We start from the raw sequence: 20,092 nt of genomic DNA, 5'->3' as shown, positions 1-20,092 counted from the left end.
CGAAGCCAGTGTCAACAGTCGTGCCAGAATTCCAGCCGTTGGTCACGGTTAGGTTGAGATCCTACGAACTGTCCCTGTCAACTTCCCGTAAACCGCCAAATCCACCCCAACTTTCCCCCTCAGCCCTTCTTCTTCGACAACGTTGCGTACACGACGATGTTGTCCGTGTAGTGATGGGTCGTCTTGTTATAGACCCCGCCGCAAGTGATGAGCCTGAGCTGGGAGTTGCTGGTGTTGCCGTACACCCGCTTCGTCGGGAACGAGTTCTTGCTCGCCTGCTCGATCCCGCTGACGGTGAACCGGGTGACCTTCCCGTCTGACCGATACACGTAGATCTGGTCGCCCTTGGCCAGCTCCCGCAGCCGATCGAAGACGGCGGGGCCGGAGCGGGTGCTCACGTGGCCGTTGATGACGGCCGGACCGAGCTCCCCGGGCACCGGTGAGAGCTTGTACCAGCCGGTCTGGTTCGGCTTGCTCAGCGGGGGCGTGCCGAGCACACCCTTCTTGTTGACGGTGACCGAGCCGATGGGCGCGTTCACCTTGATCTTGGGGATCTTGATCCGGGTCGGCCGGGGCGCCGGCTTGCCGGCCTTGGGCTTGGCCTTGGGGATCGCGGGCACCACCGGCACGGCCGCCAGCGGGGGCGGGGCGTCCAGGCGGGCCGGGGTCAGGGGCACGTCCTTGCCGCCCGGGCCGACGGTCGGAGGCAGGACGAACGCGCCCGCGTTCGCCATCTCCACCGTGGACGGCCCGTTCTGCGGCGCGGCGAGCGGCACCCCCGCGCCCGAGCCGTCGTCCACCGGGGGCGCCAGCGAGAGCAGGCTCACCATGACCAGCCCGACGCCGCCGAGCGAGCCGGCGATGAGCAGCCCGGGCAGCGCCCGCTGCATCGGCGTCTTCTGCTGCGGCTCCTCCATCACTGCGCTCCTCCCGCATGCTCGGCCCTGCGCCGCCGTAGCAGCAACCCGCCGCCCGCGGTCCCCATCACCAACGCCATCCCGCCGGCCATCAGGCTGTACGGCGGCCTGTCCGCGTCGGGGGCGACACCGGTCTCCACGCCGCCACTGGGGGTGTTGGCCACCTGGGCGCGGTAGTACTTGGTCGCGGTGGGGCCGGTGCTTCTCGGGGTGACGGTCGTCGTGGCGGTGGTCGTGGTGGTCGGCGTCACCACCCTGACGAAGTCACCGCCTACGGTGGCGTGCGAATCGACGTCGTCGTCGTCGTCCGGATCCGGGTTGTTCGGGTTCGGGTTGTTCGGGTCGGGGTCGTCGGTAGGCGGGTCGGTGTCAGGGTCGTCCGTCGGACTCGGCGAGTTGGTGCCGCCGACGGTGACGTCGATGGTGCCCGGGTTGTTGGTCATGGTGCACGTGGCCTGGTCGTGGATCGGCGGTTCGGCAATGCTGCCGATGGTCACCTTGAACGCGTCCAGGTAGGCGGTCTTTCCGGCCTCGACGTTGATGATCTCAAGCGTGTGCTGCTTGTATTCGAGGGTGTCCGAGGTCCAGAGGGTCTCCTGGGTCGTGGTGCCCGTCACGTCGTTACCGGCCGTGTCCTTACCCGGCTCGACCAGCCCCTTGGTGACTTCCTTGCCGTTGAGCAGCACGCGGACCTGCCCGAGCCCCGGTTCACGGCGACCGATGTACTCGACCTTCGTGCCCTTGAACGTCAGCTTGGCGACCGCGTTGGCCTCGCTGACCTTGTGCACGTCGTGGTGATGGTCCTCATACGGCTCCGGCGGGTGCTCCAGCGTCCAGGGCCCGGTGTAGTCGACAGCCCCGTTCGTGTCGTTGACCATCCACTCGCCGGCCGACGGTGTGAACCTGATGGCCAGCGCGCCCGGCTTCAGCCTGACCTTGCCCGTCTCCGTGACGGCCGCGCCGTGGGACAGCCCCTCCGGGAGCGTCAAGAAGCTGCCCGGCACCAGCTCTTCCTGGTCCTTGCCGCCCTTGGGCCGGATCTGCCCCTCCCAGGCGCCGTCGATGTCCACGACGCCTTCCATGCTGAGCCGGGAGCCGGCGGCGAAGTAGCCGGGCGAGCCGAACCGCGCATCGCCTATGTACGACATGTCCCACTTGACGTTCAGCACACCCGACGTCAGTTGCGGTGTCATCCGGGCTTCGAGGTCGACGCCGTCACCGGCGATGCCGCCCGTACAGTGATAGTTGATCACCAGCGAAGTCTCAGCCTGGCTGGGGATGGACGACATCGCCACGAACCCACCAGATGCAGCCACGCCCAAGGATGCAGCGAATAACGCTCTGTGCCACCGTCTCACGGAGACTCCGATCCCCCACATACCAGACCGAGGGTAGATCTTAGAGTCGAAACACCCACAACACATGCCGAAAGTCGCTTCTCCCGGCACTTGTGATGAACCCGTGTCCCCAGCCTCCCCCACCGGGTATACCTACCGGTAACAGAATTGCATTCTGCAAGCGGAGGCGACTGATGCAGCGAGACCTCTTCGACGACGAGCACCTCCTCTTCCAGGAGACCGTGCGCGACTTCATGACCCGCGAGGTCGTCCCGCACCACGCCCAGTGGGAGAAGGACGGGATCGTCCCGCGCGAGGTCTGGAAGAAGGCCGGTGAGCTGGGCATGTTCGGCTTCTCGGTGCCGGAGGAGTACGGCGGCGCGGGGGTGAAGGACTTCCGGTTCAACGCCGTGATCGTCGAGGAGATCATCAGGCACGGCGCCACCGGCCTCGGCTTCTCGTTGCACAACGACGTCATGGCCCCGTACATAGTGGATCTCACGAACGACGAGCAGAAGCAGCGCTGGCTGCCCGGGTTCGCGGCCGGTGAGCTGATCACGGCGATCGCCATGAGCGAGCCCGGCGCCGGCAGCGACCTCCAGGGCATCAGGACGACCGCGATCCGCGACGGCGACCATTACGTGCTCAACGGCCAGAAGACGTTCATCACGAACGGCATCAACGCCGACCTCGTGGTCGTCGTCGCCAAGACCGACCCCGAGGCGGGCGCCAGGGGCACCACGCTGGTCGTGGTGGAGCGGGGCATGGAAGGCTTCGCGCGCGGCCGGAACCTGGACAAGGTCGGCATGAAGGCGCAGGACACGGCCGAGCTCTTCTTCGACCACGTACGCGTCCCCGTCGCCAACCGCCTCGGCCCGAAGGACGGCGAGGGCTTCTTCCAGCTCATGCACAACCTCCCCCAGGAGCGCCTGTCGATCGCCGTGGCGGCCGTGGCGGCGGCGGAGACGGTGCTGGAGCAGACCATCGAGTACTGCAGAACCCGGCAGGCGTTCGGCCGGAACATCGGCTCGTTCCAGAACACCCGCTTCGTCCTGGCGGAGCTGGCCACCGAGACCGACATCGCCCGCCACTACGTCGACAAGTGCATCCGCGCGCTCAACGCCGGCGAGCTCACCGCCGTGGACGCCGCCAAGGCGAAATGGTGGACGACCGAGCTGCAGACCAGGGTGATCGACCGCTGCCTGCAACTGCACGGCGGGTACGGCTACATGACCGAGTACCCCGTGGCCAAGGCGTGGCTCGACAGCCGCGTCCAGACGATCTACGGCGGCACCACCGAGATCATGAAGGAGATCATCGGCAGGTCGTTCGGTTTCTGACAACCCGCCCGCGGGGCCGGATCGGGCCGCATACTGGACGATATGGACGGCGGCCTGATCCTCCTGATTTTCCTGGCGTTGCTGTTCGCCTGGCTGCTCAACCGCGTCCGCCGGGCGATCCGCCTCGGGCCGGTGGGGTACGCCGGTGTGGTGATCGTCTTCGTCATCGTCATGCTGCTGCTCTGGGGCCAGACCAAGATCTAGGCACGGTGGATCGCCGATGAACGCCCTGCCGATCGTGCTCGCACTCGCCGCTCTCATCCTGATCGTCCTGGGCTGGCTCGGCCGGGCCGAACGCCTGCCGCGCAACGGCCTCGCCGGCGTGCGCACGCCTTCCACGATGCGCAGCGACGCCGCCTGGCGCGCCGCGAACAAGGCGGCGGGCATCCCCATCATGGCGGCCGGCGTCGTCGCCCTGGCGGGAGCGGCGGCGACGTGGCTGATGCCGCCGGGCGAGGACGTGACGACCGTGGTCTACGTGGTGATCGGTTGCCTGCTCGTGCTGGTGGTCGTGGGTGGTGTCATGGGCGTGCGTGCCGCGGGGAGAGTGCCCGGCTAGATCCCCCCGCAGTCGCTCCCCAGGCGGTCCGGAGGTCGTCAGCTGGCGACGGCCTCGGTGTGGTCGAAGGGTGGGTAGGTGTCGCGGCCCGAGCGTTCCGCGGCGGAGATGTAGTCGGCGAGGGCGGTGCGGGACTGGGCGAGGCGGGTCATCTGGTCGTCCAGGCGGCGCAGGCGGGAGCGCATCGCCGAGATGAGCTCGGGGCAGCCGAGCAGGTCCGGGGTTTCTCCTGTCGCGCAGGGCAGCAGGTACGCGATGTCCTCCGACGACAGGCCGGCGGCGAGCAGGTGGCGGATCTGCTTGACCCGCAGCACCGCGCTCTCGTCGTAGTCGCGGTAGCCGTTGGTGCCGCGGTCGGCCTCCAGCAGGCCCTGGGCCTCGTAGTAGCGCAGTTGGTGGGCGTTGACGCCCGTCCGGCGGCTCAGTTCCCCGATTCGCATCGCACCCTCACTTGACCTTCAGACCGGTCTCAACGTTGACGATGCTGCCATGAACGACAAAAGCACCGCACCTGTGACGGTCATCGGGCTCGGGCTGATGGGGCAGGCGCTCGCGGGCGCCTTCCTGAAGGCCGGGCATCCCACGACCGTGTGGAACCGTACGGCGGCCAAGGCCGACCGGCTGGTGGCCGAAGGCGCGCGACTGGCGCCGACGGCCCGCGAGGCGCTCCGGGCGAGCCCCTTGACGATCATCTGTGTCACCGACTACGAGGTCGTGCGCGAGCTGCTGAGCGAAGGTGATGGCGAGCTGACAGGCACGACGGTGATCAATCTGACCTCCGGCACCTCGGCCCAGGCACGGCAGGCCGCGCAGTGGGCCGGGCGGCGGGGAGCCCGCTATCTGGACGGCGCGATCATGGCCGTTCCGCCGGCGATCGGGACCTCCGAGGCGGTGATCCTGCACAGCGGGCCGCGCGCCGACTTCGAGGCGCACGAGGGGACGCTCGGCGTGCTGGGCACCCTCGCCTACCTGGGCGAGGATCTGGGGCTGGCGTCCCTGTACGACGCGGCCGGGCTGGTCATGATGTGGAGCGTCCTGAACGCCTGGCTCCAGGGCACCGCGATGGTGCGGACGGCGGGTGTGGACGCCGCGACGTTCGCACCGTTCGCGCAGCAGCTCGCCACCGAGGTGGCGGGGTGGCTGCCGGGTTATGCCGGGCAGGTCGACAAGGGGTCCTTCCCGGCCGAGGTGTCGGCTCTGGAGACGGATGTGCGGGCGATGGCGCATCTCGTCGAGGAGAGTGAGGCGGTCGGGGTCAACGCCGAGTGGCCGAGGCTGATCAAGGCGATCGCCGATCGGGCGATCGCGGCGGGGCACGGAAAGGAGCAGTATCCGGTGCTGATCGAGGAGTTCGGCACGTCTCAAGCAGGCGACTGACCCCCAGGGGCCCTGAAGGGGTATCAGGCCGCTTCGAGGATGACCCGGGCCACCAGCTCCGGGTCGTCGCTCATCGGCACGTGACCGCACCCCTTCAGCAGCTTGACCCGCTGCCCGGACCATCGTGCCGCCCGCACGGCCTGCCGTCGCGGCAGTAGCCGATCATGCTCGCCCCACGCGACCGTGATCGGCGTCTTCGGCGGCGCGGGCGGCATCAGCCCGGCGAACGACTCCAGCGTCTCGTCGAAGCCGGGCGCGCTGCCGAGCGCCTGCGTGGCGGCCGTCAGGGCGGCCGGGTCGAGCCGGGAGGGGTGGGCGACGAGCAGGCCGGCCGCGACCGTACGGACGTAGCGGTTGTCGAGTCGCTCCAGGGGGAGGGAGCGGGCGGAGGCGCGCATGGCGCGCAGCAGCGCCTGGCAGTAGAGCAGCTCGGCGCGGGACCAGAAGCTGATCGGGGAGAGCGCGACGGCGGAGCGGACGACGCCGCGCGAGGCCAGCTCCAGCGCGACGTAACCGCCCAGGGAGTTGCCGGCGACGGCGGGCTCGCGGATGCCGAGCCGGGCGCAGAACGACTCGACGGCGTCGGCCAGCGACTCGGCGGTGTACGGGATGTCGGGCGGCAGCTCGGGCGAGACGCCGAAGCCGGGCAGGTCGACCGCGATCACCGTGCGGGCCGCGGCGAGCCGGTCGAGCACCGGCAGCCAGCCCTGCCAGTGGTGGCCGATGCCGTGGACGAGGATCAGCGGCGCGCCGGAGCCCCGGCGCTCGAAGGCCAGCTCCATGGCCGCCAGTGAATCACTCACCTGCCACGGGTGGGAATCTCGAACCAGACGGCTTTGCCTTCCCTGGTGGGGCGCGAGCCCCAGCGGCGGGCGAGCTGGTCGACGAGGTAGAGGCCGCGCCCGCCCTCGTCGTTCTCGCCGGCGCTGCGGATGCGGGGCAGCCGCAGGTCCTGGTCGAACACCTCGACCCAGACGGCTTCCTCGCCTCTGCGCAGCCGCAGCGTGAACTCCTTGTCGCCGATCACTTCGTCCTCGAAGCCCGGCATGTCCCAGGACTCCTCGAACGGCAGCGGCGGCCCCTCCACGACCAGCTCCCGGCGCGGGACCCCGGCGGTGGCGGCGTGCAGCACCACGTTGGTGACGACCTCGGAGACGAGCAGGCAGGCCAGCTCGGCGCGTTCCTCGGGCACGTTCCAGCTCGCGAACGCCTCGGCGGCCATGCGGCGCGCCTCACCGACCATGATCGGCTGGGCGGGGAACGTGCGGGACTCCACGTCGAGGTCGACGTCGCTGGAGCGGACGACGAGGATGGCCATGTCGTCGTCGATCTCGCCGGGCACCGCCACGGTGGCGGCGTCGGCGATGCGCTCGACCTCGGCGCCCGACATCTTGGCCAGCTTCTCGCAGAGCACGCCCAGCGTCTCGGCCTCGGTCGGCATCCGGCCGTCGCGGCCGGGGCGGCGGTCGACCAGGCCGTCGGTGTAGAGGAGCAGCGCCGCGCCCGGCGGCAGCGTGCGGGTCTCTTCCTTGTAGACCAGGTCGGCGTGCAGGCCCTTGGCGCGCACCCCGAGCGGCTGGCCGACCTCCTCGATGTCGAGCTCGACGCACTGCCCGTCGACCAGCAGCAGCGGCGCGGCGTGCCCGGCGTTGGCGAAGGACAGCTGCCGCGACCAGGCGTCGTAGACGAGGTACTGGCAGGTCACGATGGGCGGGACGCTGACGTCGGTGCCGTTGTCGTCCTGCTCGGGGGTGGCGATGATGCGGGTCCACTCGTCGAGCCTGGCCAGGATGTCGGCGGGCGACTTGTCGTCTTGGGCGAAGGCCCGCAGGGCCGCCCGCAGCTGGCCCATGATGGCGGCCGCCTTGGCGCCCCTGCCCTCGACGTCGCCGATCACGATGCCGACGCGGCCGGCCGACAGCGGGATGACGTCGTACCAGTCGCCGCCGACCTGGGTCTGGATGCCCTGCCCGTGGGAGGCGAGCGGGGCGGCCGGGTAGTAGCGCACGGCGATGTCGAGGCCGTCGAGCTGCGGCAGCGCCCGGGGCAGCAGGTATTTCTGGAACGACTCGGCCGTGTGCCGCTCCTCCTCGAACAGCAGCGCGTTGTCGATGGCCAGCGCGACCCGGGTGGCGATGGCGCCGACGAAGTCGCGGTCGAAGGCGTCGTAGTGGGGGCTGCGGCGGTCGGTGAGGTTGGACAGGCCGAGGTACATCAGCCCCAGCGTCTCGCCCCGCACCAGCAGCGGCGCCACGATGGCGGAGGTCATGCCGATCTCGCCGCACAGGCGCGCGCTGCCGTCGTGGGGGCTCGGGCTGCGGTTGGTGGCGAAGTCCTCGACGAGGATGGTCTCCTGGCGGCGCAGCGCGGTGTCGGCGTAGTGGCCGGAGGGGTAGCGGATCTCCGCGCCCACCGGCTTCCATGTGCCCGACGGGGGCGTCCACCCCTGCACGTGCTGCGAGACCCGGCGGACGAGCCGGTCACCCTCCATCAGCTCGATGAAGCAGTGGTCGGCGAACTGGGGGACGAGCATCTCGGCGACCCGCTTGAGCGTCTCCTCGACGTACAGGGAGCCGGCCAGCCGCTCGCCGATGCGCTCCAGCAGGCCGAAGCGGTCTTTCTCCCGCTCGTTGCTGCGCAGCGCCTCGCGGGCCATGATGACGATGCCCGTCACCGCGCCCGACGTGGGGCGCAGCGGCACCGCCTGGGCGCGCACGTAGACGATCGTGCCGTCGCCGCGCCTGACGTCGAACGTGCCTTCCCACACGCCGCCCTTGAGCACGTGCTTGGCCAGCTCGATCGCCAGCGGGTGGTCCTTCTCCATGATCCCGAGGGACAGGACGGACGTGTCACGCGAAGGCGACTTCCCCTGCCGGCCGAAAAGTTTCTCGGCGAAAGGGTTCCAATAGAGGAGATTGCTGAAACGGTCGGTGACGACCACGGCCATTTCGGCGTGGTCGAGCACGGACCCGGCAGCAAGGTGATCAGCCGCTTCTTGTGACAGATCCCCCCATCGCTTCATCCGGAGACCACTCCTCGGGGTGGCGTGTATGCAAAGCGGACCACGGGCGCTCCTGCAACAGTCTTGGCCAGGGGAGAGTGGAGGGCCTCCCAGGAGGGATTCAACCAAGTAGCTGGGCGCGCGTCAGCGCTTGGAGACAAAAACGTGCGCGGCCACGTCGCGCGGAAGCTCCGCGGGAGTATCCTTCGCGTCACCGTCACCTGTCACCCGTACACCGTCGTCGCTCGCCGCGAGCGTCACCTCGCGTCCGGGTTGTATCCCAACTTGCTTGAGTTTAAGCATCACAGCGGGATCGCTTTGCACTTGTTCGCTAATTCGACGCACGACTACTGGTGTGTCGCGTGTGCCGGCGAGGTCGCTCATCGTGGTCAGCGTGTCGTCGCCGCTCTCGGCCGGCTCCTGCGCCCCCAGCTCGGCCAGCCCCGGGATGGGGTTGCCGTGCGGGCACACCGTCGGGTTGTCCAGCAGCGTCACCAAGCGCGACTCGACCGACTCCGACATGACGTGCTCCCAGCGGCACGCCTCGATGTGCACCTCTTCCCACGGCAGGCCGATGACCTGCGTGAGGAGGCACTCGGCGAGGCGGTGCTTGCGCATGACGCGCGTGGCCAGCGTGCGGCCCAGCTCCGTCATCGACAGGTGGCGGTCACCCTCGACCCGGACGAGCCCGTCACGCTCCATGCGCGCGACGGTCTGGCTCACGGTGGGGCCGCTCTGCTGAAGGCGCTCCGCGATGCGGGCCCGCAGCGGGACGATGCCCTCTTCTTCGAGCTCATAGATGGTACGGAGATACATCTCCGTAGTGTCGATCAAGCCGTGTGCGGTCAAGGCTCCTCCCAAGTGAATGGTATACGCCGGTCGTGGGACTGAGCCCGTCCGCTGCGGGCACAGGAGTCACAGGGAACCCTATTGGGAGAACGACCGGCGATGGTTAAGGACGGCAACAATGGGGCGGCCGAGTTCCTTCCCGACCGTCTCGATCTGAACGCGCTGCGTGACGCGGCTGCCAGTTGTGAAGGATGTGACCTCTACCGGAACGCCACCCGCACGGTGTTCGGGGAGGGCCCGAAGCAGGCCAGGTTCATGCTGGTGGGCGAGCAGCCCGGTGACCAGGAGGACCGCCAGGGGCATCCGTTCGTCGGCCCGGCGGGGCGCGTCCTCGACAGAGGGCTGGAGGAGGCGGGCATCGAGCGCGACGACGTCTATCTCACGAACGCCGTCAAGCACTTCTCCTTCACCCCGCGCGGCAAGCGGCGCATCCACCAGAAGCCCACGGCGGCGGAGATCGACGCCTGCCATCCGTGGCTGGACGCCGAGCTGGCCGTGGTGAAACCCGAGGTGATCGTGGTGCTCGGGGCGACGGCGGCGCGCTCGCTGCTGGGGCGCTCGTTCCGGGTGACGCAGCACCGGGGCGAGCCGGTGCCGCTCGGCGAGGCGGTCGCGGTGGCGACCATCCACCCGTCGGCGGTGCTGCGCGCGCCCGACAGGGACGAGGCGTACGCGGGCTTCCTCGCCGACCTCCAGGCGGCGGCCCGGATCCGGTGAGGTGTCAGGCGGGCTCTTCCTTGACCTGGGCGGACGCGCCGGCCCGGTAGTTGCGGAAGCCGGCCACCGACAGCCCGACGACCAGCACCGTGACGGCGCAAGCCAGGCCGCCGCCCACCCAGGCCCCGGTGAGCCCGAACGCGGTCGCGGTCGCGCCCGCCCGCAGGTCGCCCAGGCGCGGCCCGCCCGCCACGACCACCATGAACGCCCCCTGCAGCCGCCCCCGCATCTCGTCGGGCGCGTAGAGCTGTAGGATCGACTGCCGCCACACCGACGAGATCACGTCCGCGACCCCGCCGACGGCCATGAACAGCACCAGCAGCCGCAGGTCGTGCACGAGCCCGGCGGCGGCCACGGCCAGCCCCCAGACCGCGATGACGACCGACAGCGCCACCCCCTGCCGCCTGACCCGCCCCACCCAGCCGGAGAACAGCGCGCCCGCGACGGAGCCGATGGCCATGGCGGAGTTCATCCAGCCGAGGGCGAGCAGGTCGCCGCCGAAGCGCTCGGCGGTCAGCTCGGGGAACAGCGCCCGCGGCATGGCGAACACCATCGCGATGATGTCCACGACGAACGACATCATCAGCACGGGGCTCCTGACGATGAAGCTGAGCCCGTCCAGCACCGCCCTGGCCCCCGGACGTGTCACCTCGCCCAGCGGGGGCAGTGAGGGCAGCCTGAGGGCCGCGTAGAGGTTGGCGGTGAACAGGACGGCGTCCACCGCGTACGCCTGCGCGTACCCGCCGTGCGACATCGCGACGCCGCCGACCATCGGCCCGAGCACCGCGCCCATGCTGTAGACGAGCGAGTTGAGCGCGTTCGCGGCCGGCACCAGCTCCCTGTCGAGGATCCTGGGGATGATGGCGCCCCTGGTGGGCCCGGTGATGGCGAAGCCGGTGGAGTTCAGCGCGACCGCGAGGAAGATCAGGTAGACGTTGTTCAGGCCGAGCAGCGCCTGCACCAGGATGAACAGCGTGGCGAGCCAGGCCACCACCGAGCCGGCGAGGAGCAGCTTGCGCCGGTCGACCGCGTCGGCGACCGCGCCGCCCCACAGGCCGAAGACGATCAGTGGGATGAGGTTGGCGATGCCGATCAGGCCGACGTAGAACGACGAGTGCGTGATCTCGTACACCTGCTGCCCGACGGCCACGACGGTCACGCCGACGCCGATGTGCGAGACGGCCTGGCCCAGCCAGATCCGGCGGTACGCGGGCACGCCGAGCGGCCGGGTGTCCACGAGATGACGCTTGATCAGCTCCCCAAATGCCACTTAACGAACATTAAGGGGCAAGTCTCTCCAGAACCCACCCGGGTCGCGTCCGCCGGTAACGCAGCCGATCGTGCATCCGGTCGAGCTGCCCCTGCCAGAACTCGACCTCGACCGGGGCGACACGGAACCCGCCCCAGAAGTCGGGCACCGGCGGATCCTCCGGCCAGCGGGCCGCCAGCTCCTCGTAACGGGCGTCCAGCTCTTCACGGGAGCGCACGACCGCCGACTGCCGCGAGGCCCACGCGCCGATGCGCGACCCGTACGGGCGCGAGGCGAAGTACTCGGCCGACTCCGCGTGGGAGATCCTCGTCACAGTGCCCTCGACGCGCACCTGGCGGCGCACCGGGTGCCAGGGGAACAGGAGGGAGGCGCGCGGGTTCTCCGCCAGGTCGCGGCCCTTGCGCGACTCGTAGTTGGTGTAGAAGACGAAGCCGCGTTCGTCGTAGCCCTTGAGCAGGACCGTCCTGGCGCTCGGGCGACCGCCGGCGGAGGCGGTGGCCAGGATCATGGCGTTGGGTTCGGGCAGGCCGGCGTCGAGCGCGTCCTGGAACCAGGTGGTGAACTGCGCGATGGGGTCGGACGCGAGGTCGGATTCGAGCAACGGCTCGCCCTCGTACGTACGGCGAAGCCCCGCCAGCGTGGGCGGGCGCGGGGTGGCATCCACGAGACGATATTCTTGCGCGCTTGCGTGGTAGATCCCATGCACCGCTCCCGACCAGCGGGTTTGCGTGAACGGCGGGTCCCGACACCGAGCATGAGCTGGGAGGGGGTTAAATTGACCCGCCGGTATCTCGACATCAACATAGCGGAGGAGCTCGGGGGGAGAGAGCGAGTGCAGCAATGCCAACGACCCCCGAAGCGGCCGCGCACAGGCACAGCATCGCAGTTGCCGAAACATGGCAAGAAAGGGAGGCGGCCGAGTATGTCCGACTTCAAACCCGGGCTCGAAGGCGTCGTAGCTTTCGAGACCGAGATCGCGGAACCGGACAAAGAAGGGGGCGCCCTTCGATACCGGGGCGTCGACATCGAAGAGCTGGTCGGCCGTGTCCCGTTCGGGCACGTATGGGGCCTGCTGGTCGACAACAAGTTCCAGCCGGGCCTGCCCCCGGCGGAGCCGTACCCCATTCCTGTCCACTCCGGTGACATCCGTGTAGACGTGCAGAGCGCGCTGGCGATGCTGGCCCCTGCCTACGGCTTCAAGCCCCTGCTCGACATCAGCGACGAGGAGGCCCGCGACCAGCTCGCCCGCGCCTCCGTCATGGCCCTGTCGTTCGTGGCGCAGTCCGCGCGCGGCCTCGGCCTGCCGATGGTCCCGCAGAGCAAGGTCGACGAGGCCAAGACCATCGTCGAGCGCTTCATGATCCGCTGGCGCGGTGAGCCTGATCCCAAGCATGTCAAGGCCATCGACGCCTACTGGACCTCCGCGGCCGAGCACGGCATGAACGCCTCGACGTTCACCGCCCGCGTCATCGCCTCCACCGGCGCCGACGTGGCCGCCGCGCTCTCCGGCGCCGTCGGCGCCATGTCCGGCCCGCTGCACGGCGGCGCCCCCGCGCGCGTCCTGCACATGATCGAGGGCGTCGAGCAGCTCGGCGACGCCAAGAAGTACGTCCAGAGCGAGCTCGACAAGGGCAACCGCCTCATGGGCTTCGGCCACCGCGTCTACCGCGCCGAGGACCCGCGCGCCCGCGTGCTGCGGCGCACGGCCAAGGAGCTCGGCGCGCCCCGCTACGAGGTCGCCGCGGCGCTGGAGCAGGCCGCCCTGGAGGAGCTGCACGCCCGCAAGCCCGACCGCGTGCTGGCCACGAACGTGGAGTACTGGGCCGCCGTGGTGCTGGACTTCGCCGAGGTGCCCTCCCACATGTTCACCTCGATGTTCACCTGCGCCCGCACGGCCGGCTGGGCCGCGCACATCCTGGAGCAGAAGCGCACCGGCAGGCTGGTCCGCCCGAGCGCCACCTACACCGGCCCCACCTCGCGCCCACTGAGCGAGCTCGAGGGCGCCGACGAGGTCGTCGGCAAGTACTGATTCTCGTGTCGCGGCTACCGCGCGGCCCCCGTCCGTCTGGGCGAGCCGCCGCGGTAGCCGTTTCGCGTTCCCCGCATACGTGAAGGTGGCGCGGGTCTCAAAGTCCGGACCGGGTACGAGCCACGACGCGCAGGTCGGTAGGCTCCGTTACGTGGCTGACATCGTGATTCCCGCTGACATCAAGCCCGCCGACGGCCGCTTCGGCTGCGGGCCCTCGAAGGTTCGCACCGAGCAACTGGCCGCGCTCGCTGCCTCCGGCGCGAGCCTCATGGGCACCTCGCACCGCCAGAAGCCGGTCAAGAACCTGGTCGGCCGCGTGCGCTCCGGTCTCGCCGACCTGTTCTCGCTGCCGGAGGGCTACCAGGTGGTGCTGGGCAACGGCGGCACCACCGCGTTCTGGGACATCGCCGCCTTCGGGCTCATCCGCGAGAAGTCCCAGCACCTGTCGTTCGGCGAGTTCTCCTCGAAGTTCGCCGCGGTCACCAAGAAGGCGCCCTGGCTGGGCGAGCCGAGCGTCATCAAGTCCGAGGTGGGCACCCACCCCGAGGCGGTCGCCGAGGACGGCGTCGACGCCTACGCGCTCACCCACAACGAGACCTCGACCGGCGTCGCCATGCCGATCAAGCGGGTCGGCTCCGACGACTCGCTGGTGCTCGTCGACGCCACCTCCGGCGCCGGCGGCCTGCCCGTCGACCTCAACGAGACCGACGTCTACTACTTCGCGCCGCAGAAGAGCTTCGCCTCCGACGGCGGCCTGTGGATCGCGATCATGTCGCCGCGCGCCCTGGCCAGGGTCGAGGAGATCGCCGCGAGCGGCCGGTTCGTGCCCGAGTTCTTCAGCCTGCCGGTCGCGATCGACAACTCCGCGAAGGACCAGACCTACAACACCCCGGCCGTGGCCACCCTGTTCCTGCTGGCCGACCAGCTCGACTGGATGAACGGCAACGGCGGCCTGGCCTGGACCACCGCCCGCACCGCCGAGTCCAGCCAGCGCCTCTACACCTGGGCGGAGAAGTCGGCCTACGCCACGCCGTTCGCCGCGCCCGAGTTCCGCTCCCAGGTGGTCGGCACGATCGACTTCAGCGACTCCGTCGACGCCGCCGCCGTGGCCAAGGTGCTACGCGCCAACGGCATCGTCGACACCGAGCCCTACCGCAAGCTGGGCCGCAACCAGCTGCGCATCGCGATGTTCCCGGCCATCGACCCAGCCGACATCGAGGCCCTGACCACCTGCGTCGACTACGTGGTCGAGCGCCTCTAGTCAGCCCCGCGCACATCACACGTCGAGGAGGAGGGCGAGCGGCGCCCTCCTCCTTCGCCGTGCTCCCCCTCCTTGAGTAGGAAGTCTTTCTTGCCCGCTACGCCCCCATTCGGCCAGGGGACCGCCCGGTCGAAGAGCCTCGGCTACCTGATGTTCGCCAGCCGATGGCTCCAGGTCCCGCTCTACCTGGGCCTCATCGTGGCCCAGGCCGTGTACGTGTACCAGTTCGCGCTGGAGCTGTGGCACCTCATCGAGACCGTGTTCCTGCACGGCGGGCCACCGGCCGGCGAGAGCGCCCCCTCGCCCGAGGTCGTGGTCATGCTCACGGTGCTGGCGCTCATCGACGTGGTGATGATCTCCAACCTGCTCATCATGGTGATCATCGGGGGCTACGAGACGTTCGTCTCGCGCATCGACCTCAACGACCACCCCGACGAGCCGGAATGGCTCTCCCACGTCAACGCGAACGTGCTCAAGGTCAAGCTGGCCACGGCCATCATCGGGATCTCGTCGGTGCACCTGCTACAGACATTCATCCGGGCGCAGTCCACGCCCAACGACAAGATCATGTGGCAGACCGTGATGCACCTGGCCTTCGTGGTGTCGGCCATCGGGCTGGCCTACATCGACCGGCTGCTGTCCACCTCACCGGCCGAGCACACGCGCTCCCACCTCTAACGGGCCCGGGGCCGGGCACCGCCCCGCGCGGGCGCGGGCTCCTCGGGCTCTTCCTCCTCTTCCTCGGGCTCTTCCTCCTCCTCGTACTCGTCCTCCTCCCCTTCCTCCGGCTCCTCTTCCTCCTCGTACTCGTCCTCGGGCTCCTCGGACTCAGGCTCCTCGGACTCGGGCTCCTCGCCCTCTTCTTCTTCGAGGTCTTCGAGGTCCTCGTAGCCCTCCTGCTCCTCCTCGGGCTCCTGCTCGTCCTCGTCCTGCCGGGCGCGCTCCTCCTCCATCGCCGTGTCGTGGTCCTTGACGACCTTGCCGTCGCGGATCTCACCGCGCCAGCCGTCGCCCACGTCGTCGGGATGCAGGAGCAGGTGCGCCATCACGTGCCGCCTGAAGTGCTTGAGCTCCAGCCGGGCGCGCCGCCCCTGAGCCCGCCACAGGTTGCCGGTACGCTCGAACAGCCCTTGCGGGTGGTACTCCAGCACGACCAGGATCCGGGTGAGGTCATCGGTGATCTCGTGGAAGGTCACCGCCCCGTCGACGAACCCCTTCGGGCCCTCCGACCGCCAGATGATGCGCTGGTCGGGGATCTGCTCGACGATGTGCGCCTTCCAGTTCCTGTGGGACCAGAAGACCTGGGCCTTCCACGTGGAGTCCGCGTCCGACTCCCGCTGGACGTTCTCCACCTTCTTCATGAACGTCGGGAAGTCCCCGAACTGGGTCCACTGGTTGTAGACCAGGCGGCGCGGGGCCCCGACGTCGATCGACTCGATGATGTTGGTGATCTTCCGGTTGCCCTTGTCGCCCTTGCCGCCGGTGAGCTTCTGCATGATGCTCTTGAGGCCGCCTTTGAGACCGCCCTTCAGCCCGCCGGCGAGGCCCCCGGTGAGGCCGCCCTTGATGGCTCCGCCCACCACACCGCCGCCTCCGCCCGGGTTGTCCCCGCCGGAGCCGGTGACCGCGCCGAGGAGGCTGGACCCCTTGCCCTCGGCGTAGTCGGACAGGCGGCCGGTCAGCCCTTCGAGCTTGTGCTCGGCGCTGGACAGCGCCCGCAGGGCGGCGGCGTGCAGCAGGTTCTGTGCCTCCTGCTTGAGCCGGTCCGTGGGCAGGTTCCTGACGATCTCCTGGCCTGCCTCCTTCGCCGCTCCGGCCACCGCCTTCGTGGTGCCCTTCGCGGCGCCGGCCAGCCCTCCGGCGACCCCCTTCACCGCACCTGACGCCCCGGAGTGTTCGCGGGGCTCAGAAGTCGTTTCCTCGCCGGTGCCCTTGGCCGCCGCCGCGAGGCGCCGCCCGGCGCCCGCCGCCTTGCCCGCCGTTCCCGCTCCCGCGCGACCGGCCGCACGGGCCACTCTCCTGGCCCGGCCCGCTTCTGCCTCAGTCATCGGTGCTCCCCCTCCGGGTGCGGCGCGTCCGCCGCAGGATGCGGGGCCGCCGCTGCACGCCCTCGGACGCTTCCGCCCCCTTTTCCTCGTCCTCAGGCTCTTCCTCAGGCTCTTCCTCGGGCCCGTCCTGAGCATCGCCCTGAGCCTCGTCCTCGGCCTGGTCCTCGGCCTGGTCCTCGGTGGCGTCCCGCTCGCCCGGCGAGCGCAGCGCCTCGGCCCGCTCGTGCAGCTTGTCGCTCAAGGAGTCGATCTGCCTGCCGGCCGCGGCCACCGCCGCCGCCTTGCCGACCTGGAGCAGATCCCCGCGCAGCCGGTCGGCCACCTGGCCGACCTCGGCCGAGGAGGTCAGTGCCTTGATCCCCTGCGACAGCAGGCCGCCGCCGCCCCCGCCGGCCCGGGCCCGGCCGGCCAGCCCCGCCGCCGCCAGCGCCGCGGCCATGCGCAGCTTGCGGCGCCGCCCGAGGAAGTACCCGGCGAGCAGGGCAAAGGCAATGCGCAACTTGTTCGACATGGTCAGCGCTCCCGTCCTTCAGCAGCTCTGACCTGACGCATGCCCGAGATCAGACTAAGGATCCGATGTGCTCACATTTATGGACATACCTTTAGAACGAGTACGGGTTCGCCGGCGCCACCTCGCGCTTCCTGCGCCGCAGCACCCAGGCGGCCACCACACCGCCGATGAGCCCGAACAGGTGCCCCTGCCAGGAGATGCCCTGCTGGTTCGGCAGCAGCCCCGCGAGGATCCCCCAGTACGCGACGCCCACGCCGATGCCGATCACGATGTCGAGCAGCCGCCGGTCGAACAGGCCACGGGCCAGGATGTAGCCGAAGTAGCCGAACACCAGCCCGCTGGCCCCGATCGTCAGGACGTTGGGGCTGGTCGCCCAGGTGCCCAATCCGCCGATGAGAATGATCAGTACGGTCGCCCACAGGAACTTGCGCACGTCACGCAGCCCGGCCAGGAAGCCCAGCACCAGCAGCGGCACGGAGTTGGCCATCAGGTGGCCGAACCCGCCGTGCAGGAACGGCGCGAACAGGATGCCGACCAGCCCCTCGCCGTCCCAGCCGACGATGCCGAACTGGTAGTCGAGCGCGCCGCCGAGGAAGTAGTCGACGCCCTCGACCACCCACATGACGGTGACCATGCCGACCACGATGATCAGCGCACTGAGCGCGCCGGACAGGAGCGCGCCAGCGCCACGCCTGGCCGACTCGAACCTGGAACCCGAATAGTCGCTCATGCGCTCTCCCGGCAACTCGGTCTACTCCCTCTTTACCGTATCCAGGCAGAGCTATGCGCGCGCTAAGGCGAGCCCCTCCCGTTCCTTGGGGGGAACAGGAGGGGGACGGTCATTCGCCCTTCCACTGGGGCGCGCGCTTCTCGGCGAAAGCGGCGGCGCCCTCCATGGCGTCCTTGGAGCCGAAGACCGGGTTGATGATCGCGGCCTGCTTCTCGAACATCTCCTCCAGCGACCAGTCCTGCGACTCGATGACCACCTTCTTGGTGGCGGCGAGCGCCAGCGGCGCGTTGGCGGCGATCTTCTTGGCCAGCTCCAGCGCGCCCTCCAGGGCCGCGCCGGGCTCGGTGATCCGGTTGACCAGGCCCAGCTCGTACAGGCGGGCGGCGTCGTAGTGGTCGCCGGTCAGCGCCATCTCCATGGCCACGTGGTACGGGATCCGCCGCGGCAGCCGCATGATCCCGCCCGCGCCCGCCACGAGGCCGCGCTTGGGCTCCGGCAGGCCGAACTTCGACTCGGACGAGGCCACGATGACGTCGCAGGCCAGCGCCAGTTCGAACCCGCCCGCCAGCGCGTAGCCCTCGACGGCGGCCACCAGCGGCTTCTTCGGCGGCGCCTCGGTCAGCCCGCCGAACCCGCGGCCCTTGACCACGGGGAAGTCCCCCGACAGGAACCCCTTCAGGTCCATGCCCGCGGAGAACGTGCCGCCCGCGCCGGTCAGGACGTAAGCGGAGATGTCGGGACGGGCGTCGAGCGTGTCCAGCGCCTCGGCGACGCCCCGCGCCACCGCCCCGTTGATGGCGTTGCGCGCCTTGGGGCGGTTGATGGTGAGGATCGCCACGTTGCCGGACTCCTCGACGAGCACTTCGTCAGACACGGGACCTCACTTACTTGGGCTGGAAACGGATGCCGCCGTCGAAGCGGATGACCTCGGCGTTCATGTAGTCGTTCTCGATGAGCGACTTCACCAGGTGGGCGAACTCGTCGGCGCGGCCCATGCGCTTGGGGAAGACCACCGGCGCCACCAGCTTGGCCTTGAACTCCTCGGAGTTCGGGGAGAAGCCGTAGATGGGGGTGTCGATGATGCCGGGGCAGATCGTGTTCACCCGTACGCCGATGGCGGACAGGTCGCGGGCGGCGGGCACGGTCATGCCCACGATGCCGCCCTTGGAGGCCGAGTAGGCGAGCTGGCCCGTCTGCCCCTCCAGCGCGGCCACGGACGCGGTGTTGATCACCACGCCGCGCTGCCCGTCGGCGTCGGCCGGCTCGGTCTTGGCGATGGCGGCCGCGGCGATGCGCATGAGGTTGAACGTGCCGATCAGGTTGACCTCGATGACCTTGCGGTAGGTCGCCGGGTTGTGCGGGTTGCCCTCGCGGTTGACCGTGCGCTCGGCCCAGCCGATGCCGGCGCTGTTGACCACCACGCGCAGCGGCTTGCCGGTGGCCACGGCGGCGTCGACGGCGGCCTGCACCTGCTCGTCGTCGGAGACGTCCGTCTTGGCGAAGACGCCGCCGATCTCGTCGGCGACGGCCTTGCCGCGCTCCTCGTTGAGGTCGGCCACGACCACGGTGGCGCCTGCCTGGGCCAGCAGGCGGGCGGTGGCCTCGCCGAGGCCGCTGGCACCGCCGGAGATGATTGCTGCAGATCCGTTCACGTCCATAGCCGGACCCTAACCCGCAGACCGAATGAAGTTCTACTCGGGGGCGGTTAAAACTCGCCTACGGCGGTGTCGACGTCGGAGTACACCTTGATCCGGCGGTCGAGCCCGGTGGTGCGCAGGATGCGGGCCACCGGCGCCTGCGGCGCCGCGAGGGACACGCCGCCGCCCTCCCCCGTCGCCAGCCGCCACGCCTCGATCAGCACCGACAGGCCGCTGGAGTCCATGAACGAGAGCTGCTGCAGGTCGAGCACGAGCCGCGCGCTGTCCTGCTTGATGGCGTCACGCACCTCGTCACGCAGGAACGGCGCGGTGAACAGGTCAAGCTCTCCCTCGACGGCCACCACCACGGCGTCGCCCAGGGCGTGTCGCGCAAGCCGCAGCTTCATGGGCCCCTCCTCGATGAGCCACTGTACTTCGACATCCCCGGATACCGGGCATGCACAAACTACGAAAAGTCGGATGCAGGAGGACAAGGCGGGCCTAAACGC

General features: G+C 69.6%; 22 protein-coding genes. 8 read left to right on the top strand and 14 right to left on the bottom strand.

Features of this window, described 5'->3' with window-relative positions:
* Positions 1 to 119 precede the first annotated feature (119 nt).
* Complete coding sequence (locus KIS93_RS37235; RefSeq protein WP_080043275.1) at positions 120 to 917, bottom strand: class F sortase; 798 nt, start codon at positions 915 to 917, stop codon at positions 120 to 122.
* Positions 917 to 2,170, bottom strand: coding sequence for a hypothetical protein (locus tag KIS93_RS37230; protein WP_080043276.1), 1,254 nt, complete (start codon positions 2,168 to 2,170; stop codon positions 917 to 919). The genes KIS93_RS37235 and KIS93_RS37230 overlap by 1 nt, the downstream gene beginning before the upstream one ends.
* Before the next feature lie 278 nt (positions 2,171 to 2,448).
* Here KIS93_RS37230 and KIS93_RS37225 point away from each other — a divergent pair, with 278 nt between their 5' ends.
* Genes KIS93_RS37225 through KIS93_RS37215 form a run of 3 tightly spaced genes read left to right on the top strand, consistent with a single transcriptional unit; the run spans position 2,449 to position 4,153 of the window.
* The gene (locus KIS93_RS37225; RefSeq protein ID WP_080043277.1) at positions 2,449 to 3,594 is read left to right on the top strand and encodes an acyl-CoA dehydrogenase family protein; all 1,146 of its coding nucleotides are present in this window, start codon (positions 2,449 to 2,451) and stop codon (positions 3,592 to 3,594) included.
* A gap of 42 nt (positions 3,595 to 3,636) precedes the next feature.
* Complete coding sequence (locus KIS93_RS37220) at positions 3,637 to 3,798, top strand: hypothetical protein (RefSeq protein ID WP_168020656.1); 162 nt, start codon at positions 3,637 to 3,639, stop codon at positions 3,796 to 3,798.
* A 16-nt stretch (positions 3,799 to 3,814) separates the two neighbouring features.
* Positions 3,815 to 4,153, top strand: coding sequence for an SdpI family protein (locus tag KIS93_RS37215; RefSeq protein ID WP_080043278.1), 339 nt, complete (start codon positions 3,815 to 3,817; stop codon positions 4,151 to 4,153).
* Between the two features lie 38 nt (positions 4,154 to 4,191).
* On the opposite strand, the gene KIS93_RS37210 is transcribed toward KIS93_RS37215, so the two are convergent.
* Positions 4,192 to 4,593 (bottom strand): MerR family transcriptional regulator, encoded by a 402-nt coding sequence (locus KIS93_RS37210; RefSeq protein WP_080043279.1) that lies wholly within the window; start codon positions 4,591 to 4,593, stop codon positions 4,192 to 4,194.
* Between the two features lie 49 nt (positions 4,594 to 4,642).
* Between KIS93_RS37210 and KIS93_RS37205 the strand changes: the two genes are divergently transcribed.
* On the top strand, positions 4,643 to 5,530 hold the full coding sequence (locus KIS93_RS37205) for an NAD(P)-dependent oxidoreductase (RefSeq protein ID WP_080043280.1): 888 nt from the start codon (positions 4,643 to 4,645) through the stop codon (positions 5,528 to 5,530).
* Positions 5,531 to 5,553: 23 nt separating this feature from the next.
* Here the strand turns inward: KIS93_RS37205 and KIS93_RS37200 are convergent, their stop codons facing one another.
* The 3 genes from KIS93_RS37200 to KIS93_RS37190 all read right to left on the bottom strand — a co-directional run bounded on the left by KIS93_RS37200 (position 5,554) and on the right by KIS93_RS37190 (position 9,380).
* The gene (locus KIS93_RS37200; protein WP_230465618.1) at positions 5,554 to 6,333 is read right to left on the bottom strand and encodes an alpha/beta fold hydrolase; all 780 of its coding nucleotides are present in this window, start codon (positions 6,331 to 6,333) and stop codon (positions 5,554 to 5,556) included.
* The gene (locus KIS93_RS37195; protein WP_080043282.1) at positions 6,330 to 8,552 is read right to left on the bottom strand and encodes an ATP-binding SpoIIE family protein phosphatase; all 2,223 of its coding nucleotides are present in this window, start codon (positions 8,550 to 8,552) and stop codon (positions 6,330 to 6,332) included. The genes KIS93_RS37200 and KIS93_RS37195 overlap by 4 nt, the downstream gene beginning before the upstream one ends.
* A gap of 123 nt (positions 8,553 to 8,675) precedes the next feature.
* Positions 8,676 to 9,380 carry an iron-dependent transcriptional repressor DtxR gene (locus KIS93_RS37190; protein WP_080043283.1) on the bottom strand — a complete coding sequence of 235 codons (705 nt, stop codon included), beginning with the start codon at positions 9,378 to 9,380 and terminating at the stop codon, positions 8,676 to 8,678.
* Between the two features lie 99 nt (positions 9,381 to 9,479).
* Between KIS93_RS37190 and KIS93_RS37185 the strand changes: the two genes are divergently transcribed.
* Complete coding sequence (locus tag KIS93_RS37185; protein ID WP_080043284.1) at positions 9,480 to 10,097, top strand: UdgX family uracil-DNA binding protein; 618 nt, start codon at positions 9,480 to 9,482, stop codon at positions 10,095 to 10,097.
* Positions 10,098 to 10,101: 4 nt separating this feature from the next.
* Here the strand turns inward: KIS93_RS37185 and KIS93_RS37180 are convergent, their stop codons facing one another.
* Positions 10,102 to 11,367, bottom strand: coding sequence for an MFS transporter (locus KIS93_RS37180; protein WP_230465620.1), 1,266 nt, complete (start codon positions 11,365 to 11,367; stop codon positions 10,102 to 10,104).
* Positions 11,368 to 11,377: 10 nt separating this feature from the next.
* Positions 11,378 to 12,031, bottom strand: coding sequence for a pyridoxamine 5'-phosphate oxidase (gene pdxH / locus KIS93_RS37175; protein WP_080043286.1), 654 nt, complete (start codon positions 12,029 to 12,031; stop codon positions 11,378 to 11,380).
* Between the two features lie 258 nt (positions 12,032 to 12,289).
* Here pdxH and KIS93_RS37170 point away from each other — a divergent pair, with 258 nt between their 5' ends.
* The 3 genes from KIS93_RS37170 (at position 12,290) to KIS93_RS37160 (ending at position 15,335) form a co-directional block, all read left to right on the top strand.
* Complete coding sequence (locus tag KIS93_RS37170; RefSeq protein WP_080043287.1) at positions 12,290 to 13,396, top strand: citrate synthase 2; 1,107 nt, start codon at positions 12,290 to 12,292, stop codon at positions 13,394 to 13,396.
* A gap of 151 nt (positions 13,397 to 13,547) precedes the next feature.
* The gene (serC, locus tag KIS93_RS37165; protein WP_080043288.1) at positions 13,548 to 14,657 is read left to right on the top strand and encodes a phosphoserine transaminase; all 1,110 of its coding nucleotides are present in this window, start codon (positions 13,548 to 13,550) and stop codon (positions 14,655 to 14,657) included.
* A 150-nt stretch (positions 14,658 to 14,807) separates the two neighbouring features.
* On the top strand, positions 14,808 to 15,335 hold the full coding sequence (locus tag KIS93_RS37160) for a TIGR00645 family protein (protein WP_080043289.1): 528 nt from the start codon (positions 14,808 to 14,810) through the stop codon (positions 15,333 to 15,335).
* On the opposite strand, the gene KIS93_RS37155 is transcribed toward KIS93_RS37160, so the two are convergent.
* The 6 genes from KIS93_RS37155 to KIS93_RS37130 form a co-directional block, all read right to left on the bottom strand.
* Complete coding sequence (locus KIS93_RS37155; RefSeq protein WP_080043290.1) at positions 15,332 to 16,705, bottom strand: SRPBCC family protein; 1,374 nt, start codon at positions 16,703 to 16,705, stop codon at positions 15,332 to 15,334. The two genes, KIS93_RS37160 and KIS93_RS37155, sit on opposite strands and share 4 nt — an antisense overlap.
* Complete coding sequence (locus KIS93_RS37150) at positions 16,698 to 17,216, bottom strand: hypothetical protein (protein ID WP_080043291.1); 519 nt, start codon at positions 17,214 to 17,216, stop codon at positions 16,698 to 16,700. The genes KIS93_RS37155 and KIS93_RS37150 overlap by 8 nt, the downstream gene beginning before the upstream one ends.
* Before the next feature lie 91 nt (positions 17,217 to 17,307).
* Complete coding sequence (locus KIS93_RS37145; RefSeq protein WP_080043292.1) at positions 17,308 to 17,946, bottom strand: rhomboid family intramembrane serine protease; 639 nt, start codon at positions 17,944 to 17,946, stop codon at positions 17,308 to 17,310.
* Between the two features lie 109 nt (positions 17,947 to 18,055).
* Complete coding sequence (locus KIS93_RS37140; protein ID WP_080043293.1) at positions 18,056 to 18,820, bottom strand: crotonase/enoyl-CoA hydratase family protein; 765 nt, start codon at positions 18,818 to 18,820, stop codon at positions 18,056 to 18,058.
* Positions 18,821 to 18,830: 10 nt separating this feature from the next.
* Complete coding sequence (locus KIS93_RS37135; protein ID WP_080043294.1) at positions 18,831 to 19,604, bottom strand: SDR family NAD(P)-dependent oxidoreductase; 774 nt, start codon at positions 19,602 to 19,604, stop codon at positions 18,831 to 18,833.
* Positions 19,605 to 19,651: 47 nt separating this feature from the next.
* Entirely contained in the window at positions 19,652 to 19,990 is a 339-nt protein-coding gene (locus KIS93_RS37130; RefSeq protein ID WP_080043295.1) for an STAS domain-containing protein, read from the bottom strand.
* Between the last annotated feature and the right edge of the window lie 102 nt (positions 19,991 to 20,092).

It is taken from the genome of [Actinomadura] parvosata subsp. kistnae (genome assembly GCF_900323885.1).
GTDB lineage: Bacteria > Actinomycetota > Actinomycetes > Streptosporangiales > Streptosporangiaceae > Nonomuraea > Nonomuraea composti.
This window is presented reverse-complemented; position numbering and strand designations above follow the sequence as displayed.

Excerpts from the sequence above, each read along its gene's own strand:
- KIS93_RS37235 (WP_080043275.1), bottom strand. The coding sequence starts at position 917 with ATGGAGGAGCCGCAGCAGAAGACGCCGATGCAGCGGGCGCTGCCCGGG.
- KIS93_RS37225 (WP_080043277.1), top strand. The coding sequence starts at position 2,449 with ATGCAGCGAGACCTCTTCGACGACGAGCACCTCCTCTTCCAGGAGACC.
- KIS93_RS37220 (WP_168020656.1), top strand. The coding sequence starts at position 3,637 with ATGGACGGCGGCCTGATCCTCCTGATTTTCCTGGCGTTGCTGTTCGCC.
- KIS93_RS37215 (WP_080043278.1), top strand. The coding sequence starts at position 3,815 with ATGAACGCCCTGCCGATCGTGCTCGCACTCGCCGCTCTCATCCTGATC.
- KIS93_RS37210 (WP_080043279.1), bottom strand. The coding sequence starts at position 4,593 with ATGCGAATCGGGGAACTGAGCCGCCGGACGGGCGTCAACGCCCACCAA.
- KIS93_RS37205 (WP_080043280.1), top strand. The coding sequence starts at position 4,643 with ATGAACGACAAAAGCACCGCACCTGTGACGGTCATCGGGCTCGGGCTG.
- KIS93_RS37195 (WP_080043282.1), bottom strand. The coding sequence starts at position 8,552 with ATGAAGCGATGGGGGGATCTGTCACAAGAAGCGGCTGATCACCTTGCT.
- KIS93_RS37185 (WP_080043284.1), top strand. The coding sequence starts at position 9,480 with ATGGTTAAGGACGGCAACAATGGGGCGGCCGAGTTCCTTCCCGACCGT.
- KIS93_RS37170 (WP_080043287.1), top strand. The coding sequence starts at position 12,290 with ATGTCCGACTTCAAACCCGGGCTCGAAGGCGTCGTAGCTTTCGAGACC.
- KIS93_RS37160 (WP_080043289.1), top strand. The coding sequence starts at position 14,808 with ATGTTCGCCAGCCGATGGCTCCAGGTCCCGCTCTACCTGGGCCTCATC.
- KIS93_RS37155 (WP_080043290.1), bottom strand. The coding sequence starts at position 16,705 with ATGACTGAGGCAGAAGCGGGCCGGGCCAGGAGAGTGGCCCGTGCGGCC.
- KIS93_RS37150 (WP_080043291.1), bottom strand. The coding sequence starts at position 17,216 with ATGTCGAACAAGTTGCGCATTGCCTTTGCCCTGCTCGCCGGGTACTTC.
- KIS93_RS37145 (WP_080043292.1), bottom strand. The coding sequence starts at position 17,946 with ATGAGCGACTATTCGGGTTCCAGGTTCGAGTCGGCCAGGCGTGGCGCT.
- KIS93_RS37135 (WP_080043294.1), bottom strand. The coding sequence starts at position 19,604 with ATGGACGTGAACGGATCTGCAGCAATCATCTCCGGCGGTGCCAGCGGC.
- KIS93_RS37130 (WP_080043295.1), bottom strand. The coding sequence starts at position 19,990 with ATGAAGCTGCGGCTTGCGCGACACGCCCTGGGCGACGCCGTGGTGGTG.